We start from the raw sequence: 25,314 nt of genomic DNA, 5'->3' as shown, positions 1-25,314 counted from the left end.
TCATGACGATCCGCGAATTCAAGATGCCCGACGTGGGCGAGGGCCTCACCGAGGCCGAGATCCTCAAGTGGTACGTCCAGCCGGGTGACACCGTCACCGACGGTCAGGTCGTCTGCGAGGTCGAGACGGCCAAGGCCGCCGTGGAACTGCCGATCCCGTTCGACGGCGTCGTGCACGCGCTCCTCTTCGAGGAGGGCACCACGGTCGACGTCGGCCAGGTCATCATCTCGGTGCAGACGGAGGCCGGCGCCGGTGCCGGGGCGCCGGCGCAGGAGGCGGCCCCGGCCGCAGCCGCTGCCGCGCCCGCCGCCCCGGCCGTCGCCGTCGAGGCGGAGGAGCCGGCCGCCGCGGCCCGCCAGCCCGTCCTGGTCGGCTACGGGGTCTCCACCGCCTCCACCAAGCGCCGCCCGCGCAAGGCGGCCGCGGGGGCACCCGCGCAGAACGGCACCGCCCCGGCGGCCGCTCCGGCGGCGCCCGCGGCGGCTCCGGTGCTCCCCGCGGTCCCGGCGCAGCCGAGCGGCGAGCGGCCGCTGGCCAAGCCGCCGGTGCGCAAGCTCGCCAAGGACCTCGGCATCGACCTGGCCTCGGTGGTCCCCACCGGCGACGGCGGGGTCGTGACCCGGGAGGACGTCCACGCGGCGGCCGCCGCGGCGATCGCCCCGCAGGCCGTGCCCGCCGCGTCCCCGGCCGCGGCCCCCGTGGCGGCTCCGGCCGTCCAGGCGGCCGAGGTGCCGGCGTCGGCGCGCGAGACCCGCATCCCGGTCAAGGGCGTCCGCAAGGTCACCGCCCAGGCCATGGTCGGCTCGGCCTTCACGGCGCCGCACGTCACCGAGTTCATCACGCTCGACGTGACGCGCACGATGAAGCTGGTGCAGGAGCTCAAGGACGACCCGGACCTCGCGGGGCTGCGCATCAACCCGCTGCTCCTCATCGCGAAGGCCGTCCTGGTGGCCGTCCGCCGCAACCCGGACGTCAACGCGTCCTGGGACGAGGCGGCCCAGGAGATCGTGCTCAAGCACTACGTGAACCTGGGCATCGCGGCGGCCACCCCCCGCGGGCTGATCGTCCCGAACATCAAGGACGCCCACGCCAAGACGCTCGGCGAGCTGTCGACGGCCCTGTCCGAGCTGGTCGCCACGGCCCGCGACGGCAAGACCTCCCCGGCCGACATGCAGAACGGCACCCTCACCATCACCAACGTCGGCGTCTTCGGCGTCGACACCGGTACGCCCATCCTGAACCCGGGCGAGTCCGCGATCCTCGCGGTCGGCGCGATCAAGCTCCAGCCGTGGGTCCACAAGGGCAAGGTGAAGCCGCGTCAGGTCACCACCCTGGCGCTGTCGTTCGACCACCGTCTCATCGACGGCGAACTCGGCTCCCGCTTCCTGGCCGACATCGCGGCGGTCCTGGAACACCCCCGCCGCCTGATCACCTGGTCGTAACACCCCGCACCACGCCCCACCCGATGGCCGGCCTCCTCACGGAGGCCGGCCATCGGCATGCCCGGGAACCGTACGGACGTCCGCGGGCCTCTCAGTAACGTATGCGAATCGGGGGACGCCGGTAGCCCTCGGGATCGGGGGCAGTCACCGGTACCGGCCGCCAGCAGGTCTCGGTGACCAGCGAGAAGCGTGCCGTTACCTTCTCGGCCGCGGCCTCCGCGGTCGTGCGGACCCGGGTGTACCTCCAGGGGTCGCTCTGACCGGCAGCGGGCCCGGGCCGGCTCGGGGGAAAGCCCTGGTCGGGGTGGGCGGGGTGTGTGATCATCGCCGGATGATCTTCCGTGCTGCCACCGCAGACCCCGCAGACCTCGACCGTGCCGTCGGCTACCCGGCGGACGGTCCGGTCCCGGCCCTGACCGCCGAGAAGATCCGCGAGGAGCTCGCCGAGGACCAGATCCGCCCCGAGTGGATCTGGTTCGCCGAGGACGAGGACGGCGAGATCCTGGCCCGCGCCCTGTGGTGGGGCCGCTCCGACAGCGAGCAGCCCATCGCGCTCGACTGCCTCCAGGTCAGCGCCTCCGTGACCGACCCGGCCGCGGTCGCCGCCGGGCTGCTGGAGGCCGGCCACGCCGCCTTCGGCCTGCTGCCCGGCTACAACGTCTCCCTGCCCCGCGGCTGGCAGGCCGACCCGGAGCTGGCCGCGGCGATCGCCTGGCGCAGGGAGGCCGCGTACAAGACCGGCCTGACGCGCGAGATCGAGCGCCTGCGCTACGAGTGGACCCCGGCCGCCGGGACGCCGGAGCCCACCGGGCGGCTCGCCTTCCGCGACGGCACCGACGAGGAGTTCCTCGACGCCTTCGTCCGGCTGTCCACCGGCAGCCTCGACCTGCACACGCAGACCGAGCTCCAGTCGATGGAGGCGGAGCAACTCGCCCGGGAGGACATCGAGTTCTACCTCGACTGCCCCGGCGAGCGCTCCTGGTGGCGGCTCGCCCACCTCCCGGACGGCACCCTCGCGGGCATGGCCATCCCGTCGGCGACCCCGTACCACCGCAACGTGGGCTACCTGGGCGTCGTACCGGAGCAGCGCGGTCAGGGCCTGATCGACGAGATCCTGGGCGAGATCACCCGCTTCCACGCGGCCGAGGGCGCGCAGCGCATCACCGCGACCACGGACACCGTCAACGTCCCGATGGCCGCCGCCTTCGACCGCGCCGGCTACGAGGTCACCGAGATCCGCCTCGTCCTGGAGAGCCCCTCGATCTGACCCGGGCCGTGTGCCCGCCCCCGCGGCGGCGGTAATCTCCCGCCCGGGGAAGGGGGCCGGGTGTCCATCGCCGAATTGCAGGTGTACTCCGTCGAGGAGGCCGACGTCACGGGCGGCGTGTGCGTGGTCCGGTGCGTCGGCGGGGTGGCCCGGGCCGGGCAGGTCTACGCCGTCGGGGAGTCGAGGCTGGGCCTGCGCCGCATCGAGCGGTACGGGCGGCCCGTCGGCTCCTTCGACGCCGGACGCACGGCGAGGGTCCACCTCACGGGCGCCATGGTCGCCCTGCTCACCCGCGGGCAGGTGCTGACCTCGGTGCCGCCCGACGGGCACTCGCTGGAGGACCTGGAGGCCTGGCTGGCCACCGGACCGCCGCTGCGGGACGAACCCCAGCCGCGGACCCTGCGCGTCCTCGCCGGAGTGCGCATGCGGGACGAACACCTCCCGGACGAGGTCCGCCTGCGCTGGGGCCGGATCGCGCTGGCCGCCACGCACCGCTGCGCGCGCGCCGAGGGCACGCCCGCACTGGCCGGGGCTCCCGAACTGGCCTGCGTACACGCCTACTTGATCCAGCAGTTCGGCGCGGCCCGCGGCGGCGACCCGGTGGCGCTGTGCCGGGAGCTGCTGGCCCTGATCGACCTCACCCCGGCGCAGGCCGCGGCGCAGGGCCGCGGCTGGCGCGACCTCCCGCACCACCGCATCCGGCACCTGCGCCGCATCAAGAGCCTGATCCCCTGGCTGACCGCCGTACGCCCCCACCTGCCGGACGCCGACCCGGTGGCGGAGGCGGTCGACGCCTGGTGGGAGGTCCGGCCCGATCTGCCGTGAACAGGCCTGCCGCCACCGGTTGACCTGCGGCTATGCTCCGCGCCATGAACATGGGTGGGGATCACGGACAGCAGCCGGCCGAGCAGTCGACCGAGCAGTCGGCCGAGCAGGTCACCTTCGTCTACGAGCCGACGCTGGGCGACTACACGAAGGCCGTGCGGCGGTTCACCTTCGGGACCTGGCCGGGGATCCGGGGCCAGATCGTCCTCGTGGCGTTCAGCCTGGGGATCTCGTGGCTGCTGCCGACGCTCAAGGGGTTCTCGCCCGCCGTGACGGCCTTCGTGATGGCCTGTGCCGTGGTCGCCGTGCTGGTCGTCCTCCCCCGGGTCCTGGCGCGCACCGCGCAGGAGCAGTACGCGGACATGGAGGAGTACGGCGCCTGTCGGACGGTCGTCCGCGAGGACCGGCTGACGACCACGGGGGCGGGCACGGGCACGGCCACGGGCCGGGGCGGAGGCGGGGAGCTGTCCGGGGACATCGAGTGGCGGGTGTTCCCCTGGTACTTCGAGACGGACGAGTTCTTCGCGGTCAAGACCAAGAACACCCGCGGGGTCTTCGTGCTGCCCAAGCGCGGCGCGCAGGAGCCGGCCGACGTGGACCGGGTGCGGGCCCTCTTCGACCGGAACCTGCGGCGCATCTGACCGCCCGGACGGGTCCTAGCCCGCGGCGCGTGCGGCGTTGCCGAGGACCTTGGTCGGGGTGATGCGGACGACCACGCGGACGGCCTCCGCCGGGGCGTCGCGGTACTCCTTGCCGGCGCCCGGGCCGAGGTACTCCTCGGCGATGCGGACGGCCACCGCGCGGCCGACGTCCTCGGTGACGGTGGCCGTGCCGCGGATCTCGGCGTAGAGGAAGGGGTTGGCCAGGTCGAAGACGGTGAGGCCGACCCGCCCGTCCCGGACGATGTTGCGCTCCTTGCGGCGACCCTGCTCGGTGGAGATCAGCAGGTCGCCCCCGTCGCGGGTCACCCAGATCACCGAACTCTGCGGGCTGCCGTCGGGGTTGATGGTCGACAGCACGGCGGGGTGCGGGGAGTCGAGCAGCCCGCGCACCGTCTCATTCAGCTCAACAGTCATGGCCGCGAGGCTAGTCGGGGCGGGTGCGGGTCTGCCGCCGATTTTGGGCCGCGTGCGGTGATTACCGGAAGCGGTCAGTTCCAGGGGATGTTGAGCCACGGACTGGCCGGGTCGGTGGTCAGCTCTACGTGGGCGGCGAGGGCGCTCGTGTACCAGGTGCCGAACTCCTCCTCGTCGAAGTGCAGGCACCGGCCGAGGACGTACCCGGCGGAGAACTCCTCCCACGAGCGGTACGTCTGGCGGGCCGCCTCCCCGGCGCGCAGTACGGCCTTCTCGGCCTCGTGGAGGGTGCCGTAGCGGCAGCCGATGCCCCAGCGGGCCATCTGGGAGGCCCGGCCGAGGTCCCAGGCCTCCACCGAACGGACCCAGCCGTCCTCGGGGAGCAGCCCGTCGGCGCGGAAGCGCTGCTCGTAGCGGGCGATCCGGCCGATGAGGCGCCTGACGCCGGCGATCTCGCCCTCCACCTCGGCGGTCGGGCGCGGCTGGGCGACGGTGACCCCGTCGGGGGTGAGCTGCGGCTCTGCGGAGCGCTCGGCGCTGCGGCGCAGGCTGGCCTCGGCGGCGTGCCGCCAGTGCTCGACGTCGACGGGCCCGGCGAAGTCGGAGGCGAGGACGCGGCGGACGCGGAGCGCGAACTCCCAGACGGGGCTGACCATGTCCACGCTCAGGAGCTGCTCCAGGGTGGCGAGCCAGTCGGCGCGGTCGGTGATGCTCCAGCTCTTCCCGACGCGGCGGCGCTCGTGCTGGTAGCCGCTGCCGTGGTAGGCGAGCGCGTTCCAGAACTCGCCGTTCGTCACGGCGAGATGGCCGCCGATGGCGAGGCCGTGGGCGATGGGCCCGTGCAGCGGGCCGCCGGTGAAGAGGGCGTGGACCTTCCCGTCGGGCAGGCCGTACTGGGGCGCGGCGTCCGCGTGCGCCCGCCAGCGGGCCAGGTCGGCGGGGGTGGTGGTGAGGTAGGCCTCGGTGGGTGACCCCGGGTTCACGGCGAGGAAGGCGGGGTCCCCGGGGCCCCAGACCTTGGAGAACCAGCCCAGGCTCCGGGACTCGAAGACCGTCTCGGGGGTGGGGGCGGGCAGCATGCCGGCGGTGTGGACGACGAGCATGCGGTCCGGGGTGGCGTGGAAGAACACGGAGTCGGGGTGCGCGTCGGACTGGACGCGGTGCTGGACCAGGTAGAGCTGGGCGCGGGCGAGTACGTCGAAGTACGCGGCCCAGTCGCCGGCGGTCTTGGCCTCGTACAGCTCTCTCTCGATGACGCTCGGCGCGATCCAGGTGCCCATACGGGGACCTTATACGGGCCCCTCCGCGGGTGGTCCGGCCCGTAGGGTCCTCACCCTGATCGGCGGTTTCCGGCATAGGCTTCAGGGCGTGATCAGGATCCTGTGCGCGAAGTCCGTCCACCCGGCGGCGCGATGAACGACGTCAAGGCGAGCGACGTCACGGCGAACACCGTCACGATGTACTGGCGGCCGGGGTGCACGTTCTGCATCAAGCTCCGCACGCAGCTGCGCCTGGCCCGGATCCCGTACCGGAAGGTCAACATCTGGCGGGACCCCGAGGCGGCGGCCTTCGTCCGCAGCGTCGCCGACGGCAACGAGACCGTCCCGACGGTGGTCGTCGGCGACCACCCGGCGATGGTGAACCCCTCCGTCCGCCGGATCCGCGCGGCCCTGCACGGCTGAACCCCCCGCCCGCCCCGGCCCGCCCGGCACACGACACCGGGGAACGTCCGGGCGGCACGCCCCCCGTGCCACCGCGCGACCGTGCGGACCCCCTTGACGCCCCCCGGTGGGGGAGGGACGCTCGCGGGTCTCGCATCCGAGCGGTTGCACACTGGGGGGCCGGTATGCCGGAGGAGTCTGTCCAGACGGTGGGGGAGCTGCGGGCGCGGCTCGCGGCGCGGGGGGCGCGCTGGTCCGTCATGGAGCACCTGGCCGACGAGGAGCCGGTGCCGAGGCCCTCGCTCGGCCTGGAGCCCGGGACGAACCTGACGCCCGCCGAGGACGTGGGGGCCGTCGATCTGCGGGCGCTCCTCGGGCACGCGAGCGGGAATCCCCATCTGACCCGGCGCCGGGCCGCCCACGGGTTCCTGGCGGGCCCGCCGACGGCCGGCGCGGCCCGGCCCGCCGCCGTGGACTGGCGCGGCCGCTGGGGGTGGCCGTGGATCACCAAGGTGAAGGACCAGAACCCGTGCGGTTCCTGCTGGGCCTTCGGCGCCGCCGGCCTGGTGGAGGCCATGGCCCGCATCGAGCACTGCGTGTGGGCGGAGCGCTCGGAGGGGGACGTGCACGACGGTCTGCGCTTCACCTGCGGGCAGGGCTCCAATCCGGAGACCGCGCTCGACTGGATCAAGGACAACGGGGGGCTCGCCGACCCGGACTGCTGGCCGTACAGCACCCCGCCCGCCGGTCTGCCCGCCGCCCGCCGCGACGCCTGGCGCGCCGAGTACACGCCCAGCTGGGACCGGTCCGGGCGCACCGTCCGGATCCCCGACTACGTGCGGCTGGGCGACGTCGAGCAGCAGAAGGTCTGGCTGGACACGGTCGGCCCGCTGACCGCCTGCTTCGACGTGTACGACGACTTCTTCGGCCTCGGCTCCGGCGTCTACCACCAGACCAGCGACCGGCTCGCGGGCGGCCACTGCGTGCTCATCGTCGGCTACGACGACGCGGCCGGCTGCTGGCTGTTCAAGAACTCCTGGGGGACCGGCTACCACGTGGGCGGCTACGGCCGGATCGCCTACGGCGAGGTCGACATCGACCACTGGGCCAAGTGCGGCCTGCGCGGCACCAACATCGACCCGTGGACCAAGCGCCGCTTGCACACCGGCAACGTCTACGAGAGCGGCAACGGCCGCGCCCACCGCAACTTCGAGCTCCTCGCCACCACCACCGGCGGCCGTCTCCAGCACTGGTGGCGCGAGGGCGACGCCCCCTTCGCGTGGGCCCGCGCGGACACCTTCGCGAGCGACGCCTCCGGCCAGCCCGCCTTCACCGGGACCACCTACAACCGCAACATGGAGTCCCTGCACGTGACCACCGGCGGCCGGCTGCGCCACTGGTACTTCGAGCAGTCCGTGCGCGTCTGGCGCGACGGCGGCGCCTTCGGGCCGGGCGACGCGGCCGTCGGCTCGACCCCGGCCTTCATCCAGAGCGACTACGGCAAGCCGGGCAACTTCGAGGTGGTCGTACGGACCGCCGACGGCCGCCTGAACCACTGGTGGCGCATCAACGGCGCCCCCTGGACCTGGAACGACGGCGGCCGCTTCGCCTCCGGCATCGCCCACTTCGGGCCCGCCCTCGTCCAGACCCGCGGCCGCCACCTCGACCTCGTCGCCGCCCGCACGGACGGCCGCATGCAGCTGTGGTGGCGCGACGACCCGAACGGCTTCGCCTGGCGCGCCGGGGAGGTCTTCGGCAGCGGCACGCCCGCCGTCTCCGCGCCGTGCCTGATCGAGGGGCAGTACGGGGCCGCCGACGAGGACACCGCCGGGAACTACGAGCTGTGCGTGGCCGTCGCCGGCGGGCGCGTGGAGCACTGGTGGCGCGGCAACGCCGCAGGCTCGGCCTGGACCCGCAGCGCGGTCTTCGGGCACGACGTCGCCTCGGTCACCGGGATGCTCCAGGGCAGCTTCGGGTTCAACCTGGAAGTCGTCGTCCTGCGCACCGACCGCCGCCTCCAGCACTACTGGCGCGGGGGCACCTCCCGGACGGAGTCCGGGGGAGGCGCGGGCTGGCACGAGGGGGCGGTCATCGGCCCCGTCGGCTGAGATCCGGCAGCGGAGAGGACCTGGCGTGGAGGTACGGAGCGTCGTGCTGAGCCCCGGTGAGCCGTACGAGCTGCGGCTCACCGGACGCGGCGCGCGCGGGTACGTGTGGACCTGGCAGGTCACGGGGGACGCGGACGTGGTGGCGGTGGCGGAGGGGCCGTCGGCCTGCGGCGACGGCCTCCCCGGGGCCGTGGTCGATCGGACGTACGTCGTACGGGGCCTGGCCCCGGGCGGCGGCCGGGCCCGGATCCGCTTCGCGCAGGTCCGGCCGCCCTACCCGCAGGAGGCCCCGTACGACGAGTTCGTGCTGGACGTGGAGGTCACCCCGCGGACGGGCGTCCCCCCGCGGACGGGCGTCCCCCCGCGGACGGGCGGCGCCTGAGGATCCGGTGCTGTACGGCCTCCAGCGGGCCCCGCTCGAAGCGGCGCAGCCAGAGCCGGGACGCGGCGAGCAGCGTGAGGCTCACCGCCGCCCACAGGCCCATCACCCACCAGGGTCCGCTGCCGCCCAGTCGCTCGGCGAGTCCCAGTCCGACGCCGTAGCAGAGCAGCACGCACAGCAGGTTCTGGCCGACGTAGCAGGACAGGGCGGTGCGGCCGACGGAGCCGAGGGCGTCGGCGCCGCGCACCCGGAAGCGGTCGAGGACGCAGCCGATCAGGCCGATGTACCCGACGGCGATCAGCGGGGCGGTGCCGTAGCGGCCCAGGAAGAAGAAGTCGGATCCGCCGAGGGCGGAGGCGATGCCCAGCGGCAGTCCGACGCCGAGACCCCAGGCGCCCATCCGGACCCGGATCCGGTGCCCGCCGGCGGTCGGTGCGAAGGCGCCGGCGCGGTGCAGCCGGATGCCGAGGAGGAAGAGGAAGACGAGCAGCCCGAAGGAGAAGACGGGCTCGATGCGCAGCGCGAGGGCGTGGTCGAGCCGGAAGGCGATCTGGTCGGACCAGCTGCCGTGGGCGTAGAGCCGGACGGCCCCGGGGTCGGGGGCCTTGGGCCCCGAGGCCGGACCGGCGAGCTCCCCGAGCGTCACGAGGCCGACGAGGGCCAGGTGCAGCCCGCCCGCGGTCCACATCGCCACCCGCCGCACCTTCTCGGAGCGCGCCAGCAGCCAGGCCACCAGCAGGGCGGTGACGGCGTACCCCATCAGCACGTCCCAGGCGAAGACGAGGACGAAGTGGACCGTGCCCTCCAGGAAGAGGAACGCGGCCCGCCGCGGGTAGCGCCCGGGCCACGGCTCGCCGCGGCGCGCGGCGGAGTCGTACTGGATGGCCAGGCCGACCCCGAACAGGATCGTCAGCAGGGACAGGAACTTACCGTCGGCGAGGAACCGGAACACGGTCTCGGCGAGGTTCGCCGCGGAGGGGTCCGCGATCGGGTCGGGCGCTCCCAGACCGCCCTGGAGCACGCTCCACTCCGAGCCGGGGGAGGCGAAGATCCAGACGTTGGTCATGAGGGTGCCGAGGATGGCGGCGCCGCGCAGGACGTCGAGGAGGGGGAGCCGGGTCGCGGTCACCGCGGGGGCGACGAGGGTCGTGTGGGCCATGACTTCAGAGTCCCGGCGCGCGGGGCCCGGTACGTCCTGCGGGTGGACGAAGCCCGGCTACATCCTTCGATGCACCGGCGCGGGGCGCGGGTCCACATCCCGGACGGGGCGGCCGGTGCACCCCTCATGTATCTATCCTGTGCGCATGCCGTCCGCCGCGCCGCCCGCCCAGACCGCCACCGCCATCGCCACACCCACGGCCACCGCCGCCGAACGCGTCTACCGGCACGTCAAGCAGGGAGTTCTCGACCGCCGCTACGAAGGCGGCACCCTCCTCACCGAGGGCGAACTGGCCGAGGCCGTCGGGGTGTCCCGCACCCCGGTCCGCGAGGCGCTGCTGCGCCTGGAGACCGAGGGACTGCTGAAGCTGTACCCGAAGAAGGGCGCGCTGGTGCTGCCGGTCTCCGCGCAGGAAATCACGGACGTGCTCGAAACCCGGCTGCTGGTCGAGGAGTTCACTGTACGCAGGGCCGTACCGGCGCCGCCCGGCCTGCTGGACCGGCTCGCGGCCCTGCTGGAGGAACAGCGCCGGCACGCCGCCGGGGGCGACCTCGCCGCGATGACGGCCGCCGACCGCGGCTTCCACGCCGAGATCGTGCGCAGCGCCGGGAACCAGATCCTGTGCCGGCTCTACGACCAGCTACGCGACCGGCAGCTGCGGATGGGCGTGGCCCTGCTGCACGCCCACCCCGACCGGCTGGAGCGCACCCTGGCCGAGCACGCCGAGATCCTGGACGCGCTGCGGGCCGGGGACGCGGACACGGCCGCCGCGGTGGTCCGCGGGCACATCCGGCGGGTCGGGGAACTGGTCCGGGGGCCGGGCCGGTGACCGCCCGGGTGACCGTGCAGGGGACCGGGCCGGGGAGCGGGCAGGGGAGCGGGCCGGGGAGCGCGCGGGCGACCGCGCCGCAGCCGGTCCAGGACCCTCCCGGCGGCAGACGGGCCGTCGCCGTCTGGTCCATCGGCGTCGCCGTCTACTTCGTGGCGGTGATCTTCCGTACCAGCCTGGGTGTGGCCGGCCTCGACGCCGCCGACCGCTTCCACGTCAACGCCTCGGCGCTGGCCACCTTCTCCCTCCTCCAACTGCTGGTCTACGCGGGCATGCAGATACCCGTGGGCCTGATGGTCGACCGGCTCGGCACCAAAAAGGTGCTGACGCTGGGCGCGGTGCTCTTCACCGTCGGCCAGCTCGGCTTCGCCCTCTCCCCCTCCTACGGCATGGCGCTCGCCGCGCGGGCCCTGCTCGGCTGCGGCGACGCGATGACCTTCATCTCGGTACTGCGGCTCGGCACCCGGTGGTTCCCGGCCCGGCGCGCGCCGCTGATGGCGCAGCTCGCCGGGCTGGTCGGCATGGCCGGCAACCTCGTCTCCACGCTCGTCCTCGCCCCCGTCCTGCACGGCGTGGGCTGGACCGCGGCCTTCGCGGGGAGCGCGGTGGCCGGGGTGGTCGTGCTGGTGCCGCTGGTGCTGTTCCTGCGCGACCACCCGGAGGGGCACGGTCCGGCTCCGGTACAGCGCGGGTCCGCCGGGTCCGGTGGTTTCGTACGCCGCCAGATCCGCGAGTCCTGGGCCGAACCCGGCACCCGCCTCGGCCTGTGGGTGCACTTCACGACGCAGTTCCCGGCGATGGTGTTCCTGCTGCTGTGGGGCATGCCCTTCCTGGTCGAGGCGCAAGGGCTGTCGCGGACCACCGCGGGCGGACTGCTGACGCTGGTGGTCGCCTCCAACATGGCGCTCGGACTGGTCTACGGCCAGGCCGTCGGCCGCCGCCAGTCCGCGCGGATCCCGCTCGCGCTGGGCACCGTCGGCCTCACGGCCCTCCTCTGGGCGGCCGTCCTCGCCTACCCGGGCGACAGGGCGCCGATGTGGCTGCTGATCACCCTGTGCCTGGTCCTCGGCAGCTGCGGCCCGGCGTCGATGATCGGCTTCGACTTCGCCCGCCCGGCCAATCCGGCGCAGCGGCAGGGCACCGCCTCCGGGATCACGAACATGGGCGGCTTCATCGCGTCGATGACCACCCTGCTCACCGTGGGCGTGCTGCTCGACGCAACCGGCGACGACTACCGCATCGCCTTCTCGACGGTGTTCGTCCTCGAAGCGCTGGGCGTCTCCCAGATCCTCCGGCTGCGCCGCCGCGCACTGGCCCGGGAGGCGGAACCGGAGCGGGTGTCCCGCGCGTGTCCCCTGCCGGACGCCGCAGGGCGCGAGGGACCGTAGGGCCGCAGTCCCGGGAGGGAGCGGCAGCAGGAGGAGGAACCGCAGGAATGTGGACGAAGCTGTCCGCCGCCACCGTCCCGGAGGTGGAGCGGTTCGACTGGTTCAACGACGTCATCTCCACCTCGCTGATGCCGCTCGTCCTCGCCAGTGAACGGTCTGCCGACTTCCAGGCGGAGGCGGCCGCGCTGGACCTGGGCGCCGTACAGGTGTCGTCCTTCGAGTACTCGCACGTACGGTCGCGGCGCACGCCCGCGCTCATCCGGCGCGGGGACCCCGAGCAGTACCAGCTGTCGCTGCTGACCCGCGGCCGGATGTGGATGTCCCAGTGCGACGGCGAAGCGGAACTCGCCCCCGGCGACATGATCCTCTGGGACACCTCGCACCCCTTCGAGGCCGACTGCCGCCCCGGGCAGGGCACGCTCGGCGCGCTGGTCGTCCAGCTCCCGAGGGACGCGCTGCCCCTGCGCGCCGGCCGGATCGACCCGCTGCTCGGCCGCCGCATCGGCGCGGAGAGCGGGATGGCGGCCATCCTGGCCCAGTTCCTCTCCTCGCTCGGCGCGCACGGCTCAGAATGCTCGCCGGAGGAGCTCCAGCGGCTCGGCACGGTCGCCGTCGAACTGTCCGCCGCCGTCCTCGCCCAGCGCGTCGACGCCTACGGGGAACTGCCCGCCAAGGCCCGCGCCCGTGCCTTGCGCGAGCGGATCGACGCCTTCATCGAGCACCACCTGGGGGACCCCGAGCTCACCCCGGGCCTGATCGCCGCCGCGCACGGCATCTCCGTACGCCGCCTGTACCTGCTCTTCCGCGACGCGCCGGAGAGCGTCTCGGCCACCGTCCGGCGGCGCCGCCTGGAACGCTGCCGCGCCGACCTGGCCCGCCCGGAACTGGCCGGCCGGCCCGTCCACGACATCGCCGCCCGCTGGTGCTTCGGCAACGCCGCGGCCTTCAGCCGTGCCTTCCGCGAGGCGTACGGGATCAGCCCCACCGCGTTCCGCCGCGCCGCGGCGCAAGCCGGCCCGTACACCGGCCCGTACGCCGACCCGTCCGGCGGCGTTCCTACGGAGTGACGGAGAACTGCGTCAGGATGGCCTCCGCCAGCTCGGCGTCGCCCTCCACCTTCACCCGGTCCGCGACGGAACGCGCCCGCACCCGCCCCGCCGCCAGCCGTACGTACGTCTCCCAGTCCAGCGTCAGCGTCACGGCGGGACCCAGCGACGGCGCCTTGTCGACCGTGCCGCGGCCGTCGGCGTCCACCCGTACCGTCCGCATGAACTCCAGCGGGCCGTGCACGTCGATGACCACCGCCGAGTGCGCCGGCGCGCCCGCCCGCTTCGCCACCACCTTCGGCAGCCCGGCCAGCAGGACGTCCCGCGCCACGTAGGCACCCGGCGCGTCCCAGTTCCCCGGCACGCCCAGTGCCGCCCGCAGGTCCTGCTCGTGGATCCACACGTCGAACGCGCGCAGCCGCAGCGCGTGCTCCAGTGTCACCTGGTCACCCAGCGGACCCCGCACCATCGTGTCCGGATCCCGCTTCTCGTTGCGCAGCTGCCGCGAGCGCCGGATGACGGTGTACTCCAGCTCCGAGGTCATCTCCGGCGCGGTGTGGTGACGCCGCACGTCGACCTGCACCTCCATGTACCGGCTGAACTCGTCCACCACGTGCCGCAGGTCCCGCGCCACCGTGTGGATCGGCCGCGGGTCCCCGAGCTGCTCGCATTCGATGCCGATGATGTGTGAGACGACGTCACGGACCGACCAGCCGGGGCACGGCGTCGCCCGGTTCCACTCGCCCTCCGTCAGGGGGAGGACCAGCTCGGATATCGCCTCGATGGAGTGCGTCCACGCGTCGGCATAGGGCTGAAGGCTGGGATGGACGGTCAACGGGACCCCTCGCGGTGCTGTTCAGTGGCGCGTTTTCGGAAGCAGTGGACTCAGTTTCCAAAACTACGCTGCCGGTGAGCACCCCGGCAGTGCTTTCGTGTGACGATCGTAGGCCCGAGTTGACGGCTTGAACGCCAGGACGGTGGTAGTGTGCGCGCCTCGCTGATCCAAATCGCAGTGAACGAGGGCGAGTCGGTGACTTCCCGACGTGCCCGCGTGGCCGACCTCGTACGGGAGCAGGAAGGCTCCGACCTCGTCGTGCTGCCCGAACTGTGGCCCGTCGGCGCCTTCGCCTACGAGCAGTTCGAGACCGAGGCCGAACCCCTGGACGGACCGACCTACGAGGCCATGTCCAAGGCCGCCCGCGACGCCGGGGTCTGGCTGCACGCGGGCTCGGTCGTGGAGCGCGCCGGCGACGGCTCCCTCTACAACACCGCCCTCGTCCTCTCCCCGGCGGGCGAGCTGGCCGCCACCTACCGGAAGATCCACCGCTTCGGCTTCGACCAGGGCGAGGCGGTGCTCATGTCGCCGGGCGACTCCCTGACCACCGTGGAGCTGCCCGAACAGACCCTCGGCATCGCCACCTGCTACGACCTGCGCTTCCCGGAGCTGTTCCGCGGCCTGGTCGACGCCGGCGCCACCACGATGGTCGTCGCGGCGGGCTGGCCCGCGCGCCGGCGCTCCCACTGGACCCTGCTCAACCGGGCCCGCGCCGTGGAGGACCAGTCGTACGTCCTGGCGTGCGGGCTGGCCGGCACCCACGCGGGCGTCGAACAGGCCGGGCACAGCCTGGTGGTGGACCCGTGGGGCGAGGTCCTGGCGGAGGCCGGCCCCGGCGAGGCCGTCCTCACGGTGGACCTCGACCCGGCCAAGGTCCCCGAAACCCGCGCCCAGTTCCCGGCCCTGAAGGACCGCCGCCTGGACCGCGGCGGCCACGCGTGACCACAGGCGTGACGTACGAGCGGATCGATCGGTCCGAGGAGGCGGTACGACGGCTGGACGCGCTCGCACGCGTCTACCAGGAGGTCTACGCGGAGCCCCCGTACCGCGAGGGTCCCCGGGACGCCGCCGATTTCCGCGTGCGCGCCGGGCGGCAGGCGGTGCGGGACGGCTTCCGGCTGATCCTGGCGCGGGACGGCGACGAGCCCGTCGGCTTCTCGTACGGCTACCGGCTGCCCGCGGACACCGGGTGGTGGAAGGCCCTGGAGCAGCCGCTCGGCGAAGCCTTCGTCGAGGAGAACGGCCGGCGGACCTTCAACGTGGCCGAACTCGCCGTGCGCGGGGCCTGGCGACGGCGGGGCATCGCCGCGTCCATGCACCGGCTCCTGATCGCGGATCAGGAGGCCGAGCGGATCACGCTGACCGCGCGCCCCGACCCCGAGGCGGCCCCCGCGCGGACGGCCTACGCCACCTGGGGCTACCGGAAGGTCGGCCGGGCCCGGTACGGGGACGGGCACCCGGCCTACGACGTGATGGTGCTGCCCCTGCCCGGCGGCCCGCCGGCCGGGCCGTAGCGCGCGGGCCCGTCCGCCCGGCTCAGGCGGTGCGGAGCCAGACCATGATCGCGAGGACGGTGGGGGCCGGGCAGGCCAGGGCGCCCAGGAGGAGCATCCGGCTCGACACGGCCAGCCGGCGGATCCCCGGCGCGAAGGCCAGAGCGGTGAGTGCCGCTGCCGCGACCACCGGCACCAGGAGGAGACGCAGCAGCAGGCCTCCCACCGGCTGCCCGGCCGCCGCGCCCCAGACGAGCGCGATGGAGAAGAGGCCGGCCAGCCAGACGAGCGAGAGGGTGGTGACCGTCCACAGCAGGGCCGCGAGCACGGCGACGGCGGGCCGCTCCTTGGGCGCGGGCTTCGCCGGCTGCCACGGGCCGTACAAGGCCGCGTACGTGCTGGGGTTCACGGTGGGTTCCTTCCGTGGGGGACGTACACGATCCTCGCCCTCCCCCACGGCCCCGGTATGAGCGCGCATGCTCACTTCTCCGTGCGCCCGTACTCACCCCGGCGCCTAGGCCGTCTCTTTCGGATCTTGCCGGGCCGACAAGATCCGAAAGAGACGGCCTAGATGAGCCCGTCCTCCCGCTCCTTCTCCGCCATCCGGATCACGCACACCGCGACCGCGACCAGCAGCGCCGCGTCCGCGTCCTCGCGGACCACGTCCACCGCGTACGTCTCGCGGAGCCGGTACCACTGCCGTGAGACCAGCGCGAGCAGCTCCCCGTCGTACTCGACCTTGAACTCCCGGTCCAGGATCCGCCCGCTGACATCGAGCTCGGTGCCCTCGGCCATGGTCACGCGGAAGTGGTTGCGCAGCAGCGAGAACCTCTTCCGGCGGATCACCGCGAGCCGCCGCTCCTCCCGCTCCAGGGTCATCGCGTCGCGGAAGCTGAGCATCTTCTCCCGCAGGGTGATCAGGATCCGCCCGTCCGGGTCCTTCAGTTCCAGCGTGTCCCGGACCCGCAGCGCCTTCCCGTCGACGAGGAAGGCCTGGCGCCCGTCCTCGTCCTCGATCCAGTAGTCGTCCCCGATGGCCAGCACTTTGTCCCGTACGAGGTATTTCATGCGCTGATCAGTGCCCGCGATAGGTTTCCGCCATGCCACTCCTCTACGTGACCGACCTGGCCTACCCGGCGCGCGGCCGCCGCTACTGCGACGAGGACATATTCCTCACCTCGCGGCTGCGGGCCGACTTCGACCTGGCCCTGTGCCACCCCGCGGACGCGGAGGCGCTCCTCCCGCTCGGCTTCGACGCGGTGATCGTCCGCAACAGCGGCCCGGTCCTGCACTACCAGGAGGCCTACGACTCCTTCCGCGCCGCCGCCCTCGCCGCCGGCACGCCGGTCTACAACCCGCTCACCGGCCGCGCGGACATGGCGGGTAAGCAGTACCTCCTCGACTTGACGGCCGCCGGCTACCCGGTCATCCCGACGATCGACGACCCGGCGAGGCTCTCGGAGCTGCCGCAGGTGCCCACCTACGCGGTCAAGCCGAAGCAGGGCGCCGACTCCATCGGCCTCACCTTCACCGCGACACCGGACGGCCCGGCCGGGGCCGTGCTGATCCAGCCGCGCATCGACTTCGCGTACGAGGTGTCCTTCTACTTCGTGGACGACGCCTTCCAGTACGCGCTCCACGCCCCGGACCCGGCCCGCCGCTGGGAGCTGGAGCGCTACGCCCCGACCGAGGCGGACCTGGCCTTCGCCCGCTCCTTCATCGACTGGAACACCCTCGACCACGGCATCCAGCGCGTCGACGCCTGCAGGGCCCCCTCGGGCGAACTCCTCCTCGTCGAGCTGGAGGACCTCAACCCCTACCTCTCCCTGGACCTCCTCCCGGCGGACGCCCAGAACACCTTCATCACATCGCTCACGAGATCTCTCCACTCCTTCCTCGGCTGATGTCAGTGCCGGGTGCCAGGCTTTTGCCATGGACAAGCAGATGTTCTGGCAGTTGATCGAGACGGCCCGCACGGGCACGGCGGCGGACGAGGTGGCGGGGCGGGCGGCGGAGCTGCTGGCGGCCCGTCCGGCGGCGGAGATAGCCGCGGCCCAGCAGGTGCTGTGGGACCTGCTGGCGGAGTCCTACCGCGGCCCGCTCTGGGCCGCGGCCTACGTGATCAACGGCGGCTGCTCGGACGACGGCTTCGACTACTTCCGCGGCTGGCTCCTCACCCAGGGCCGGGCGGTCTTCGAAGCGGCCCTGGCCGACCCGGACTCCCTGGCGGCCCACCCGGCGGTCCGCGAGGCCGCGGCCGGGGGCCACGAACTGTGGGACGAGGAGGCCCTCTCGATCGCCTGGACCGCCTACGAGTCCGCCACCGGCCGCGAACTCCCGGCGGACTCCTTCACGATCAGCTACCCGCCCCTGGACCCGGCCTGGGACTTCGACTTCGACGACACGGCCGAACTGGCGCCCCGCCTGCCCCGCCTGAGCACCCTCTTCGACTACGCGTAGCGGTAGAGCAGCGACTCGCGCTCCTGCCGGCGGATGTCCTCGACCGTCAGACCCGGCATGTCCAGGTGGGAGAGGGTGACCTCGGCGGAGCTCGGTACGGCGTCCTCGGCGAGCCACTGCCCGGGCTTCCAGGCGCCGCTGCGCAGGAACGCCTTCGGGCAGTGCTGGTACGCCTCCTCGACCCCCACCACGATGGCGCTGCACGGCGGCTTGCCGACGGCCGTCAGCTGCTCCAGCAGCCGGGGGTCGGCGGAGACGCACGCGCGGCCGTTCACGCGCAGCGTGGTGGCCCGGCCGGGGATGACGAAGATCAGCCCGGCCCGGCCCGTCTCCACGATGTTGTGGGCGGTGTCGAGCCGCTTGTTGCCGGTGGCGTCGGGGACGGCGAGGGTGAACTCGTCGAGGACGGCCACGAACCCGGGCGGCCCGCCCCGTGGCGTGACATCGCAGCTCCCGTCGGCCCCCGCACTGGCCACGAACACCAGCGACGACCGCCCGATGACCGCCCGCGCGGCCTCGTGGATCCGGTCCACGGCCTTGCGCCGGGCCATCTCACCGGGCTCCTCGTACAACTCGCGCAACTGGTCCGCGCTTCGGACGGCGGTGGCGTTCACGGCGTCGAATATCGTCACGCCTGCGCACGCTACCGGCTGACCACCGGCTAGAGCCCACCGGTGTCGAGGTCGATCCCGAACGGCTCGGGCAGCCGCACCGGCGTCCCGAAGGGGTGGGGGCCGTCGACCTTCGTGTACCCGAGCCGCCCGGGCTCCGCGAACAGCGTGACGGTCTTCTCCAACCGGTCGACCAGCAGGTAGAGCGGCGCGCCGTACTCGGCGTACCGCTTGCGCTTGACGACACGGTCGGTATCCGCGTTGGACTCGGAGGTGATCTCGACGATCAGCAGTGTCTGATCGGGTCCAGGTTCCCGGAGCCTTCCACGCAGTCGAGCTCGTCCACCCTGGCTTCGATCTGGCGGCGCACGATCTTCGCGACCCGCTCGTGGTCCCAACTCGGCGTCGCGTTGGTGATGACCCCTTCGACGATCTCGGTGCGGTCCCCGCTGTGGCGCTGGATGGCGTACTTCAGTGCGCCCTCGGGGTCGATGCCCTCGCTGTAGTCGTGCGCGGTGGTCATGCCGGGCGCCTCCTTCGCTGCCTGCCTTCAGACTCCCACGTGTCCTGTCCGGCCGTCGTCACCCTCGCGGGTGCACCTGGACCTGTGACCCGGTGTTCATACCCGGATGGCAAGCTTGAAGGATGAACGATGCTGCCCCGGCGCCCACCCCCGCGCCCGCACCCCGCAAGCGTGCCCGTGTCCGTGCCCCCGAGCTGATCGGCAAGGGCGGCTGGCTGAACACCGGAGGCAAGGAGCTGACCCTCGCCGACCTGCGGGGACGTATCGCGATCCTGGATTTCTGGACCTTCTGCTGCATCAACTGCCTGCACGTCCTCGACGAGCTGCGCGAGCTGGAGGAGAAGCACCGCGACACCGTCGTGATCATCGGGGTGCATTCGCCGAAGTTCGTGCACGAGGCCGAGCACGCCGCGGTCGTCGACGCCGTCGAGCGGTACGAGGTGCACCACCCCGTGCTGGACGATCCCGAGCTCGCGACTTGGAAGCAGTACGCCGTGCGGGCCTGGCCCACGCTCGTCGTGATCGACCCCGAGGGGTACATCGTCGCCCAGCACGCCGGTGAGGGGCACGCGCACGCCATTGCGAAGCTGGTGGAGGAGCTGGAGGCCGAGCACGAGGCCAAGGGGACGCTGCGGCGCGGGGACGGGCCGTACGTGGCGCCGGAGCCGGTCGCGAGCGACCTGCGGTTCCCCGGGAAGGCGGTGCTGCTGCCGAGCGGCAACCTGCTGGTGTCGGACACCACGCGGCACCAGCTCGTCGAGCTGGACGCGGACGGCGAGAGCGTCGTACGCCGCGTCGGCACCGGCGAGCGCGGCTTCGGCGGTGACAGCTTCAGCGAGCCGCAGGGCCTCGCGCTGCTGCCCGACGGCAGGGTCGTGGTCGCCGACACCGTCAACCACGCGCTGCGGACCTACGACCCGGCCACCGGGCACGTGGAGACCGTCGCCGGCACCGGGCGCCAGTGGTGGCAGGGGTCGCCCACCTCCGGCCCCGCCCTGGAGGTGGACCTCTCCTCGCCGTGGGACGTGGCCTGGTGGCAGGGCAAGGTGTGGATCGCGATGGCCGGTGTGCACCAGCTGTGGACCTGGGATCCGGAGAGCGGCACCGTCGCCGTCGCCGCCGGTACCACCAACGAGGGGCTGCTCGACGGGCCCGCCGCCGAGGCGTGGTTCGCCCAGCCCTCGGGCCTCGCGGCCGCCGGGGACCGGCTGTGGATCGCCGACTCCGAGACCAGTGCCCTCCGGTACGTCCACCCCACCGACACCGGCTACGCCGTCACCTCGGCCGTCGGCACGGGCCTGTTCGACTTCGGGCACCGGGACGGGGACGCGGGCCAGGCCCTGCTCCAGCACCCGCTCGGGGTGACCGCGCTGCCCGACGGCTCGGTCGCGGTGTCCGACACGTACAACCACGCGCTGCGGCGCTACGACCCCGCCACCGGGCAGGTGACCACGCTCGCCACCGACCTGCGCGAGCCCAGCGACGCCGTGCTGGTCGGCGACGACATCGTGGTCGTCGAGTCGGCCCGGCACCGGCTGACCCGGCTGCGGCTCCCGGAGGAGGCCGTACGGGTCGAGTCCGTGGCGCACCGTACGCAGCGGGCCGCCACCGAGGTGGCGCCCGGCACGCTCCGGCTCGACGTGGTGTTCCAGGCGCCGGGCGGGCAGAAGCTCGACACCCGCTACGGGCCGTCCACCCGGCTGCTCGTCTCCTCGACCCCGCCGGAGCTCCTCGCCGGGGGCGAGGGCGCCGGGACCGACCTGTTCCGGGAGCTGGCGCTGAGCCCGGAGGTCACCGAGGGCGTGCTGCACGTGTCCGCGATGGCGGCGTCCTGCGACGACGACCCGGCCAACGAGTACCCGGCCTGCCACGTCCACCAGCAGGACTGGGGCGTGCCCGTCCGGGTCACCGCCGACGGCGCCTCCCGGCTGCCCCTCGTCCTCGCCGGGATGGACGAGGAGGGGTGACCTGGGCCCCTGCGGGCCTTCCTGGGGGGTCAGCCCTCCAGGAAGGCGACCAGGGCGTTGGCGAGGAGGTACGGGTCGTCCGCGCCGCACAGTTCGCGCGCGCTGTGCATCGACAGGATCGCGACGCCGATGTCCACGGTCTGGATCCCGTGGCGGGCGGCCGTGATCGGGCCGATGGTCGTGCCGCACGGCATGGAGTTGTTGGAGACGAAGGTCTGCCACGGCACGCCGGCCCGCTCGCAGGCGCTCGCGAACACCGCGCGCCCGCTGCCGTCCGTCGCGTACCGCTGGTTGACGTTGACCTTCAGGATCGGGCCGCCGTTGGCGCGCGGGTGGTGCGTCGGGTCGTGCCGTTCCCCGTAGTTGGGGTGCACGGCGTGGCCGGTGTCCGAGGACAGGCAGATGGTGCCGGCGAAGGCCCGCGCGCGGTCCTCGTACGAGCCCCCGCGTGCGAAGACTGAACGTTCCAGCACGTTCCCCAGCAGCGGGCCGTCCGCGCCGGTGTCCGACTGCGAGCCGTTCTCCTCGTGGTCGAAGGCGGCGAGCACCGGGATGTGGTCGAGCTTCTCGGAGCCCGACACCGCGGCCAGCGCCGCGACGCCCGCGTGCACGGACAGCAGGTTGTCCATGCGCGGGCCGGCCACGAGCTCGCGGTCGCGGCCGAGGTACGCGGGCGGTTCGATGGAGTGGACCATCAGGTCCCAGCCGGCCACCGAGCCCTGTTCCAGGTCCTCTTCCTCTTCGAGGAAGGCGATCAGGTCGCCCTCGTGCACGTCGCCCAGGCCCCAGATCGGCTGCATGTGCCGCTGCTTGTCGAGCTTGAGGCCGTCGGTGTTCACCGACCGGTCCAGATGCACGGCGAGTTGGGGCACGCGCAGCAGTGCGCGGTCCACGTTCACCAGGCGCTCGCTGCCGTCGCGCAGGGTCAGCCGGCCGGCGAGGCCGAGGTCGCGGTCGAGCCAGGTGTTGAGCAGGGTGCCGCCGTAGATCTCGACGGCGATCTGCCGCCAGCCCTGGGAGCCGGTGTCCGGCTGCGGCTTGACCCGCAGGTTCGGGGAGTCGGTGTGCGCGCCCACGATCCTGAACGGGGTGTGCGCGGCGGCGCCTTCGGGGACGTACCAGGCGATGAGCGCACCGCCGCGGAGCACGAACTTGCCCCCGGTGCCCGCATCCCAGGCGTCCGTTTCCGACAACTGCCTGAAGCCTGCCTTCTCCAGCCGCTCGGCCGCGTTGGCCACGGCGTGGTACGGCGACGGACTGGCCGTCAGGAAGGTCATCAGATCGTCGGTGTGGCCGCGGTCGAAGCGGGCGGGAGAGCTCATGTGGTTCACCTTAACGACGGTCGTGTTCGCCATGGCCGGACTGCGACGGATAGCCGGAGGTCAGGGTCCGCAGGGTGGGTGATCTGCGGTCCTTGTCGGTTCTCAGCCCGGCGGTCGCTCGAATCGGCGCTGCAGTTGTCTGCGCTCGCCCCGTCGGATGCGCGGGAGCATCTCCGGGGTCTGCGGGGAGCGCTGCGCGCGTCTCTTGCGTCCGGCGCAGAAGATACAGGCCTCACCGGGGGGTGCGTCGGGGTCGATGGGTGCGCCGGGGTGTTCGGAGCAGCCCGAGGCGTTGCGCGGCCGGGACAGTTCGCGGGCGACGATGAAGGCGCGGTGGAGGTCGTCGGCGATGCGGACGAAGTCCTCGGCGGGGGAGGACAGGCCCAGGTGGAACCGCTGGTCCTCGACGGTGCGCACGCACGCGCGCAGTGCCTGGAGGGTGTACGGGCCCTCCGGTACGGGGTACCCGAGGCGGCGCTGTTCGCCGGCGGGGGCGGCGGGGGGGCCGCCGTGCCGGCGCCGGCCGAGGCGCCGCCGGTCGTTGCAGATGAGGCAGCGGCCCCAGCCGTCGGGCGCCTCGGGGTCGAGGGCGCCGTTGGGGTGCTCGGAGCAGCCGGTGTAGCTCTTGGCGGGGGCCAGCCCGGCGGCGGTCTGGAAGGCCACGTACAGCGCGTCGGCGATGGTGTCGTACTCGGCGGGGTGGGCGCCGTCGTACAGCTCGCGCAGGTGGTCGCCGAGACTGCCCAGGCTCGCCTGCAGCTCCTTGAGGGCGTACGGGCGCCCGGTGGGGACGGAGTACCCCCTGCTGCCGTGCTGATCCTGTGGACTCATGCGTACGAGCGTCCCATGAACGGCTGACATAGGGGAAAGCCGCAGGACAGGGGCCCCGGGGCGGACCAGGCGGCGCATGCGCCGACGGCCGGGACCCCGTGCGGGGGACCCGGCCGCTGTGCGTACACGGCGTACTGGTGCGGCGGGCCGGTGCGGCCCGCGAGCTGCCTAGAAGGCGGCTTCGTCGAGCTCCATGAGGGAGTTGTCGACGGCCTCGGCCAGCGCGCGGCGGACGGAGACGCCCGGGAGGACCTCGGCCGCGAAGAACTTCGCGGCGGCGATCTTGCCGGTGTAGAAGGGGACGTCCTTCGCGGAGGCCGTCGCGAGCTTCTCGGCGGCCACGGCGGCGCCCCGGAGCAGCAGGTATCCGACGACCACGTCGCCGGAGGCCATCAGCAGGCGGGTGGTGTTCTGGCCGACCTTGTAGATGTTCTTGACGTCCTCGCCGGTGGCGGTGAGGTCGACGATCATCTGGCCGACGATGGCCTCCAGGTCCACGGCGGCCTTGGCGAGCGCGTCGCGGGCGCCGGCCAGCTCCTCGCCGCCGACGGCCTCGGCCAGGAACTTCTTGATCGTCTCGGAGAGGAGGTTCAGCGAGGCGCCCTGGTCGCGGACGATCTTCCGGAAGAAGAAGTCCTGGCCCTGGATGGCCGTGGTGCCCTCGTAGAGGGTGTCGATCTTGGCGTCGCGGATGTACTGCTCGATCGGGTACTCCTGGAGGTACCCGGAGCCGCCGAAGGTCTGCAGGGACTGCGCGAGCTGCTCGTACGACTTCTCCGAGCCGTAGCCCTTGACGATCGGCAGGAGCAGGTCGTTCAGGCCTATGAGGGCGGAGGCGTCCTCGCCCGCGGCCTGCTTGACCTGGATCTCGTCCTGGACGGTCGCGGTGTGCAGGACGAGGGCGCGCATGCCCTCGGCGTAGGCCTTCTGCGTCATGAGCGAGCGGCGCACGTCGGGGTGGTGCGTGATGGTGACCTTGGGCGCGGTCTTGTCCATGAAGTTCGCGAGGTCCGGTCCCTGCACGCGCTCCTTGGCGTACTCCAGCGCGTTCAGGTAGCCGGTGGAGAGCGTCGCGATGGCCTTCGTGCCGACCATCATGCGGGCGAACTCGATGATCATGAACATCTGGCGGATGCCGTCGTGCTTGTCACCGATCAGCCAGCCCTTGGCGGGGTGCTGGTCGCCGAAGGTCATCTCGCACGTGTTGGAGGCCTTGAGGCCCATCTTGTGCTCGACGTTCGTCGCGTAGACGCCGTTGCGCTCGCCCAGCTCGCCGGTCTCCCAGTCGAAGTGGAACTTCGGGACGAGGAAGAGGGACAGGCCCTTGGTGCCCGGGCCGTGGCCCTCGGGGCGCGCGAGGACGTAGTGGAGGATGTTCTCCTCCATGTCGTGCTCACCGGACGTGATGAAGCGCTTGACGCCCTCGATGTGCCAGGAGCCGTCGGCCTGCTGGACGGCCTTGGTGCGGCCGGCGCCCACGTCCGAGCCGGCGTCCGGCTCGGTGAGGACCATGGTGGAGCCCCAGCGCTTCTCGACGGCTATCTGCGCGATCTTCTTCTGCGCCTCGTTGCCCTCTTCGAAGAGGACGCCGGCGAACGCCGGGCCGGAGGAGTACATCCACACGGCCGGGTTCGAGCCGAGCAGCAGTTCCGCGTAGGCCCAGATGAGGGAGCGGGGGGAGGTGGTGCCGCCGATCTCCTCGGGCAGGCCCAGGCGCCAGTACTCGGAGTCCATGAAGGCTTCGTAGCTCTTCTTGAAGGACGCCGGGACGGGCGCGGTGTTGGTGGCCGGGTCGAAGACCGGCGGGTTGCGGTCGGCGTCCGCGAAGGACTCGGCCAGCTCGTTCTCGGCGAGGCGGGCGAGCTCGGACAGGACGCTCTTGGCGGTGTCGGTGTCCATCTCCTCGAACGGACCGGTGCCGTACTGCTTGTCGCGGCCGAGCACCTCGAAGAGGTTGAACTCGATGTCGCGGAGATTCGACTTGTAGTGCCCCATGGCGACGGCTCCGTTAAGGCTCGGGGAGAGAGGTTCCTCGTACATACCAATCGGTAACGTAATGATGCTACCCGCCGGTAATAAGGTGCAACCC

Annotated in this window: 27 protein-coding genes; 15 read left to right on the top strand and 12 right to left on the bottom strand. The window is 72.7% G+C overall.

The genetic code is table 11. The annotated features are described in order from the left end of the window. The first annotated feature begins 2 nt into the window (after positions 1–2). From IF88_RS0128725 to IF88_RS0128710, 4 genes are all read left to right on the top strand, one after another. Positions 3–1,442: a dihydrolipoamide acetyltransferase family protein gene (locus tag IF88_RS0128725; RefSeq protein WP_030718739.1), complete on the top strand. Its 1,440-nt coding sequence runs from the start codon at positions 3–5 to the stop codon at positions 1,440–1,442. Between the two features lie 331 nt (positions 1,443–1,773). Beyond that, the gene (locus tag IF88_RS0128720; RefSeq protein WP_030718737.1) at positions 1,774–2,709 is read left to right on the top strand and encodes a GNAT family N-acetyltransferase; all 936 of its coding nucleotides are present in this window, start codon (positions 1,774–1,776) and stop codon (positions 2,707–2,709) included. A 60-nt stretch (positions 2,710–2,769) separates the two neighbouring features. Beyond that, complete coding sequence (locus tag IF88_RS42405; protein ID WP_051837703.1) at positions 2,770–3,534, top strand: hypothetical protein; 765 nt, start codon at positions 2,770–2,772, stop codon at positions 3,532–3,534. A 44-nt stretch (positions 3,535–3,578) separates the two neighbouring features. Then, positions 3,579–4,175, top strand: coding sequence for a YcxB family protein (locus IF88_RS0128710; protein WP_158754621.1), 597 nt, complete (start codon positions 3,579–3,581; stop codon positions 4,173–4,175). 15 nt (positions 4,176–4,190) lie between these two features. Here IF88_RS0128710 and IF88_RS0128705 read toward each other — a convergent pair whose 3' ends face one another. Beyond that, complete coding sequence (locus IF88_RS0128705) at positions 4,191–4,610, bottom strand: PPOX class F420-dependent oxidoreductase (RefSeq protein WP_030718728.1); 420 nt, start codon at positions 4,608–4,610, stop codon at positions 4,191–4,193. Positions 4,611–4,684: 74 nt separating this feature from the next. After that, positions 4,685–5,890, bottom strand: a complete 1,206-nt coding sequence (locus IF88_RS0128700) for a DUF1266 domain-containing protein (RefSeq protein ID WP_030718726.1) — start codon at positions 5,888–5,890, stop codon at positions 4,685–4,687. A gap of 102 nt (positions 5,891–5,992) precedes the next feature. On the opposite strand from IF88_RS0128700, the gene IF88_RS0128695 reads away from it, so the two are divergent. From IF88_RS0128695 to IF88_RS0128685, 3 genes are all read left to right on the top strand, one after another. Beyond that, complete coding sequence (locus IF88_RS0128695; protein ID WP_234323733.1) at positions 5,993–6,292, top strand: glutaredoxin domain-containing protein; 300 nt, start codon at positions 5,993–5,995, stop codon at positions 6,290–6,292. A 164-nt stretch (positions 6,293–6,456) separates the two neighbouring features. Then, the gene (locus IF88_RS0128690; protein WP_030718720.1) at positions 6,457–8,379 is read left to right on the top strand and encodes a C1 family peptidase; all 1,923 of its coding nucleotides are present in this window, start codon (positions 6,457–6,459) and stop codon (positions 8,377–8,379) included. Between the two features lie 25 nt (positions 8,380–8,404). Continuing rightward, positions 8,405–8,761 carry a protease inhibitor I42 family protein gene (locus tag IF88_RS0128685; RefSeq protein ID WP_030718717.1) on the top strand — a complete coding sequence of 119 codons (357 nt, stop codon included), beginning with the start codon at positions 8,405–8,407 and terminating at the stop codon, positions 8,759–8,761. Here IF88_RS0128685 and IF88_RS0128680 read toward each other — a convergent pair. Then, a complete protein-coding gene (locus tag IF88_RS0128680) occupies positions 8,700–9,920 on the bottom strand; it encodes a DUF418 domain-containing protein (protein ID WP_051837700.1) in 1,221 nt (406 codons plus the stop codon). The two genes, IF88_RS0128685 and IF88_RS0128680, sit on opposite strands and share 62 nt — an antisense overlap. 145 nt (positions 9,921–10,065) lie before the next feature. Between IF88_RS0128680 and IF88_RS0128675 the strand changes: the two genes are divergently transcribed. The 3 genes from IF88_RS0128675 to IF88_RS0128665 all read left to right on the top strand — a co-directional run bounded on the left by IF88_RS0128675 (position 10,066) and on the right by IF88_RS0128665 (position 13,204). Continuing rightward, the gene (locus IF88_RS0128675; RefSeq protein WP_030718711.1) at positions 10,066–10,749 is read left to right on the top strand and encodes a GntR family transcriptional regulator; all 684 of its coding nucleotides are present in this window, start codon (positions 10,066–10,068) and stop codon (positions 10,747–10,749) included. A 131-nt stretch (positions 10,750–10,880) separates the two neighbouring features. Beyond that, positions 10,881–12,137, top strand: a complete 1,257-nt coding sequence (locus IF88_RS0128670) for an MFS transporter (protein WP_234323734.1) — start codon at positions 10,881–10,883, stop codon at positions 12,135–12,137. 47 nt (positions 12,138–12,184) lie between these two features. After that, positions 12,185–13,204 (top strand): helix-turn-helix domain-containing protein, encoded by a 1,020-nt coding sequence (locus IF88_RS0128665; protein WP_199808150.1) that lies wholly within the window; start codon positions 12,185–12,187, stop codon positions 13,202–13,204. Here the strand turns inward: IF88_RS0128665 and IF88_RS0128660 are convergent. Continuing rightward, positions 13,194–14,018 carry a maleylpyruvate isomerase family mycothiol-dependent enzyme gene (locus tag IF88_RS0128660; protein WP_030718704.1) on the bottom strand — a complete coding sequence of 275 codons (825 nt, stop codon included), beginning with the start codon at positions 14,016–14,018 and terminating at the stop codon, positions 13,194–13,196. The genes IF88_RS0128665 and IF88_RS0128660 overlap by 11 nt on opposite strands. 150 nt (positions 14,019–14,168) lie before the next feature. Here IF88_RS0128660 and IF88_RS0128655 point away from each other — a divergent pair, with 150 nt between their 5' ends. Together IF88_RS0128655 and IF88_RS0128650 are read left to right on the top strand one after the other, a co-directional pair. Next, on the top strand, positions 14,169–14,960 hold the full coding sequence (locus IF88_RS0128655) for a carbon-nitrogen family hydrolase (protein ID WP_030718701.1): 792 nt from the start codon (positions 14,169–14,171) through the stop codon (positions 14,958–14,960). After that, positions 14,957–15,532 (top strand): GNAT family N-acetyltransferase, encoded by a 576-nt coding sequence (locus IF88_RS0128650; RefSeq protein ID WP_030718698.1) that lies wholly within the window; start codon positions 14,957–14,959, stop codon positions 15,530–15,532. The genes IF88_RS0128655 and IF88_RS0128650 overlap by 4 nt, the downstream gene beginning before the upstream one ends. 22 nt (positions 15,533–15,554) lie before the next feature. Here IF88_RS0128650 and IF88_RS0128645 read toward each other — a convergent pair whose 3' ends face one another. Both IF88_RS0128645 and IF88_RS0128640 read right to left on the bottom strand, forming a co-directional pair. Continuing rightward, on the bottom strand, positions 15,555–15,920 hold the full coding sequence (locus IF88_RS0128645) for a hypothetical protein (protein ID WP_030718694.1): 366 nt from the start codon (positions 15,918–15,920) through the stop codon (positions 15,555–15,557). Between the two features lie 158 nt (positions 15,921–16,078). Continuing rightward, on the bottom strand, positions 16,079–16,579 hold the full coding sequence (locus IF88_RS0128640; RefSeq protein WP_030718691.1) for an LURP-one-related/scramblase family protein: 501 nt from the start codon (positions 16,577–16,579) through the stop codon (positions 16,079–16,081). A 32-nt stretch (positions 16,580–16,611) separates the two neighbouring features. On the opposite strand from IF88_RS0128640, the gene IF88_RS0128635 reads away from it, so the two are divergent. Continuing rightward, positions 16,612–17,415 (top strand): hypothetical protein, encoded by an 804-nt coding sequence (locus tag IF88_RS0128635; protein WP_030718688.1) that lies wholly within the window; start codon positions 16,612–16,614, stop codon positions 17,413–17,415. 28 nt (positions 17,416–17,443) lie between these two features. After that, complete coding sequence (locus tag IF88_RS0128630; RefSeq protein WP_030718685.1) at positions 17,444–17,971, top strand: DUF4240 domain-containing protein; 528 nt, start codon at positions 17,444–17,446, stop codon at positions 17,969–17,971. Here IF88_RS0128630 and IF88_RS0128625 read toward each other — a convergent pair. The 3 genes from IF88_RS0128625 to IF88_RS46780 are packed head-to-tail and all read right to left on the bottom strand — an operon-like array spanning position 17,962 to position 19,105. Further along, on the bottom strand, positions 17,962–18,603 hold the full coding sequence (locus IF88_RS0128625) for an MSMEG_1061 family FMN-dependent PPOX-type flavoprotein (RefSeq protein ID WP_030718675.1): 642 nt from the start codon (positions 18,601–18,603) through the stop codon (positions 17,962–17,964). The two genes, IF88_RS0128630 and IF88_RS0128625, sit on opposite strands and share 10 nt — an antisense overlap. A 29-nt stretch (positions 18,604–18,632) precedes the next feature. After that, positions 18,633–18,980 carry a Uma2 family endonuclease gene (locus tag IF88_RS41020; RefSeq protein WP_158754619.1) on the bottom strand — a complete coding sequence of 116 codons (348 nt, stop codon included), beginning with the start codon at positions 18,978–18,980 and terminating at the stop codon, positions 18,633–18,635. Then, the gene (locus tag IF88_RS46780) at positions 18,869–19,105 is read right to left on the bottom strand and encodes a hypothetical protein (protein WP_158754617.1); all 237 of its coding nucleotides are present in this window, start codon (positions 19,103–19,105) and stop codon (positions 18,869–18,871) included. The genes IF88_RS41020 and IF88_RS46780 overlap by 112 nt, the downstream gene beginning before the upstream one ends. A gap of 122 nt (positions 19,106–19,227) precedes the next feature. Between IF88_RS46780 and IF88_RS0128615 the strand changes: the two genes are divergently transcribed. After that, complete coding sequence (locus IF88_RS0128615; protein ID WP_030718672.1) at positions 19,228–21,072, top strand: NHL domain-containing thioredoxin family protein; 1,845 nt, start codon at positions 19,228–19,230, stop codon at positions 21,070–21,072. A 29-nt stretch (positions 21,073–21,101) separates the two neighbouring features. Here IF88_RS0128615 and IF88_RS0128610 read toward each other — a convergent pair whose 3' ends face one another. The 3 genes from IF88_RS0128610 to IF88_RS0128600 form a co-directional block, all read right to left on the bottom strand. Further along, on the bottom strand, positions 21,102–22,394 hold the full coding sequence (locus tag IF88_RS0128610; RefSeq protein WP_030718669.1) for a M18 family aminopeptidase: 1,293 nt from the start codon (positions 22,392–22,394) through the stop codon (positions 21,102–21,104). A gap of 102 nt (positions 22,395–22,496) precedes the next feature. Continuing rightward, positions 22,497–23,225, bottom strand: coding sequence for a hypothetical protein (locus tag IF88_RS0128605; protein WP_030718667.1), 729 nt, complete (start codon positions 23,223–23,225; stop codon positions 22,497–22,499). A 168-nt stretch (positions 23,226–23,393) separates the two neighbouring features. Then, complete coding sequence (locus tag IF88_RS0128600; protein WP_030718665.1) at positions 23,394–25,220, bottom strand: acyl-CoA dehydrogenase; 1,827 nt, start codon at positions 25,218–25,220, stop codon at positions 23,394–23,396. Between the last annotated feature and the right edge of the window lie 94 nt (positions 25,221–25,314).

This window comes from Streptomyces sp. NRRL F-2580 (assembly GCF_000720115.1).
Classification (GTDB): domain Bacteria; phylum Actinomycetota; class Actinomycetes; order Streptomycetales; family Streptomycetaceae; genus Streptomyces.
The sequence above is the reverse complement of the archived record's forward strand: the minus strand, read 5'-3'. Positions and strand labels throughout refer to the sequence as shown.

What these genes read in the sequence shown, in the direction of transcription:
- IF88_RS0128725 (WP_030718739.1), top strand. Translation starts at nt 3, where the DNA reads ATGACGATCCGCGAATTCAAGATGCCCGACGTGGGCGAGGGCCTCACC.
- IF88_RS0128720 (WP_030718737.1), top strand. Translation starts at nt 1,774, where the DNA reads ATGATCTTCCGTGCTGCCACCGCAGACCCCGCAGACCTCGACCGTGCC.
- IF88_RS0128710 (WP_158754621.1), top strand. Translation starts at nt 3,579, where the DNA reads ATGAACATGGGTGGGGATCACGGACAGCAGCCGGCCGAGCAGTCGACC.
- IF88_RS0128705 (WP_030718728.1), bottom strand. Translation starts at nt 4,610, where the DNA reads ATGACTGTTGAGCTGAATGAGACGGTGCGCGGGCTGCTCGACTCCCCG.
- IF88_RS0128700 (WP_030718726.1), bottom strand. Translation starts at nt 5,890, where the DNA reads ATGGGCACCTGGATCGCGCCGAGCGTCATCGAGAGAGAGCTGTACGAG.
- IF88_RS0128690 (WP_030718720.1), top strand. Translation starts at nt 6,457, where the DNA reads ATGCCGGAGGAGTCTGTCCAGACGGTGGGGGAGCTGCGGGCGCGGCTC.
- IF88_RS0128680 (WP_051837700.1), bottom strand. Translation starts at nt 9,920, where the DNA reads ATGGCCCACACGACCCTCGTCGCCCCCGCGGTGACCGCGACCCGGCTC.
- IF88_RS0128675 (WP_030718711.1), top strand. Translation starts at nt 10,066, where the DNA reads ATGCCGTCCGCCGCGCCGCCCGCCCAGACCGCCACCGCCATCGCCACA.
- IF88_RS0128665 (WP_199808150.1), top strand. Translation starts at nt 12,185, where the DNA reads ATGTGGACGAAGCTGTCCGCCGCCACCGTCCCGGAGGTGGAGCGGTTC.
- IF88_RS0128640 (WP_030718691.1), bottom strand. Translation starts at nt 16,579, where the DNA reads ATGAAATACCTCGTACGGGACAAAGTGCTGGCCATCGGGGACGACTAC.
- IF88_RS0128635 (WP_030718688.1), top strand. Translation starts at nt 16,612, where the DNA reads ATGCCACTCCTCTACGTGACCGACCTGGCCTACCCGGCGCGCGGCCGC.
- IF88_RS0128630 (WP_030718685.1), top strand. Translation starts at nt 17,444, where the DNA reads ATGGACAAGCAGATGTTCTGGCAGTTGATCGAGACGGCCCGCACGGGC.
- IF88_RS46780 (WP_158754617.1), bottom strand. Translation starts at nt 19,105, where the DNA reads ATGACCACCGCGCACGACTACAGCGAGGGCATCGACCCCGAGGGCGCA.
- IF88_RS0128615 (WP_030718672.1), top strand. Translation starts at nt 19,228, where the DNA reads ATGAACGATGCTGCCCCGGCGCCCACCCCCGCGCCCGCACCCCGCAAG.
- IF88_RS0128610 (WP_030718669.1), bottom strand. Translation starts at nt 22,394, where the DNA reads ATGAGCTCTCCCGCCCGCTTCGACCGCGGCCACACCGACGATCTGATG.
- IF88_RS0128605 (WP_030718667.1), bottom strand. Translation starts at nt 23,225, where the DNA reads ATGAGTCCACAGGATCAGCACGGCAGCAGGGGGTACTCCGTCCCCACC.
- IF88_RS0128600 (WP_030718665.1), bottom strand. Translation starts at nt 25,220, where the DNA reads ATGGGGCACTACAAGTCGAATCTCCGCGACATCGAGTTCAACCTCTTC.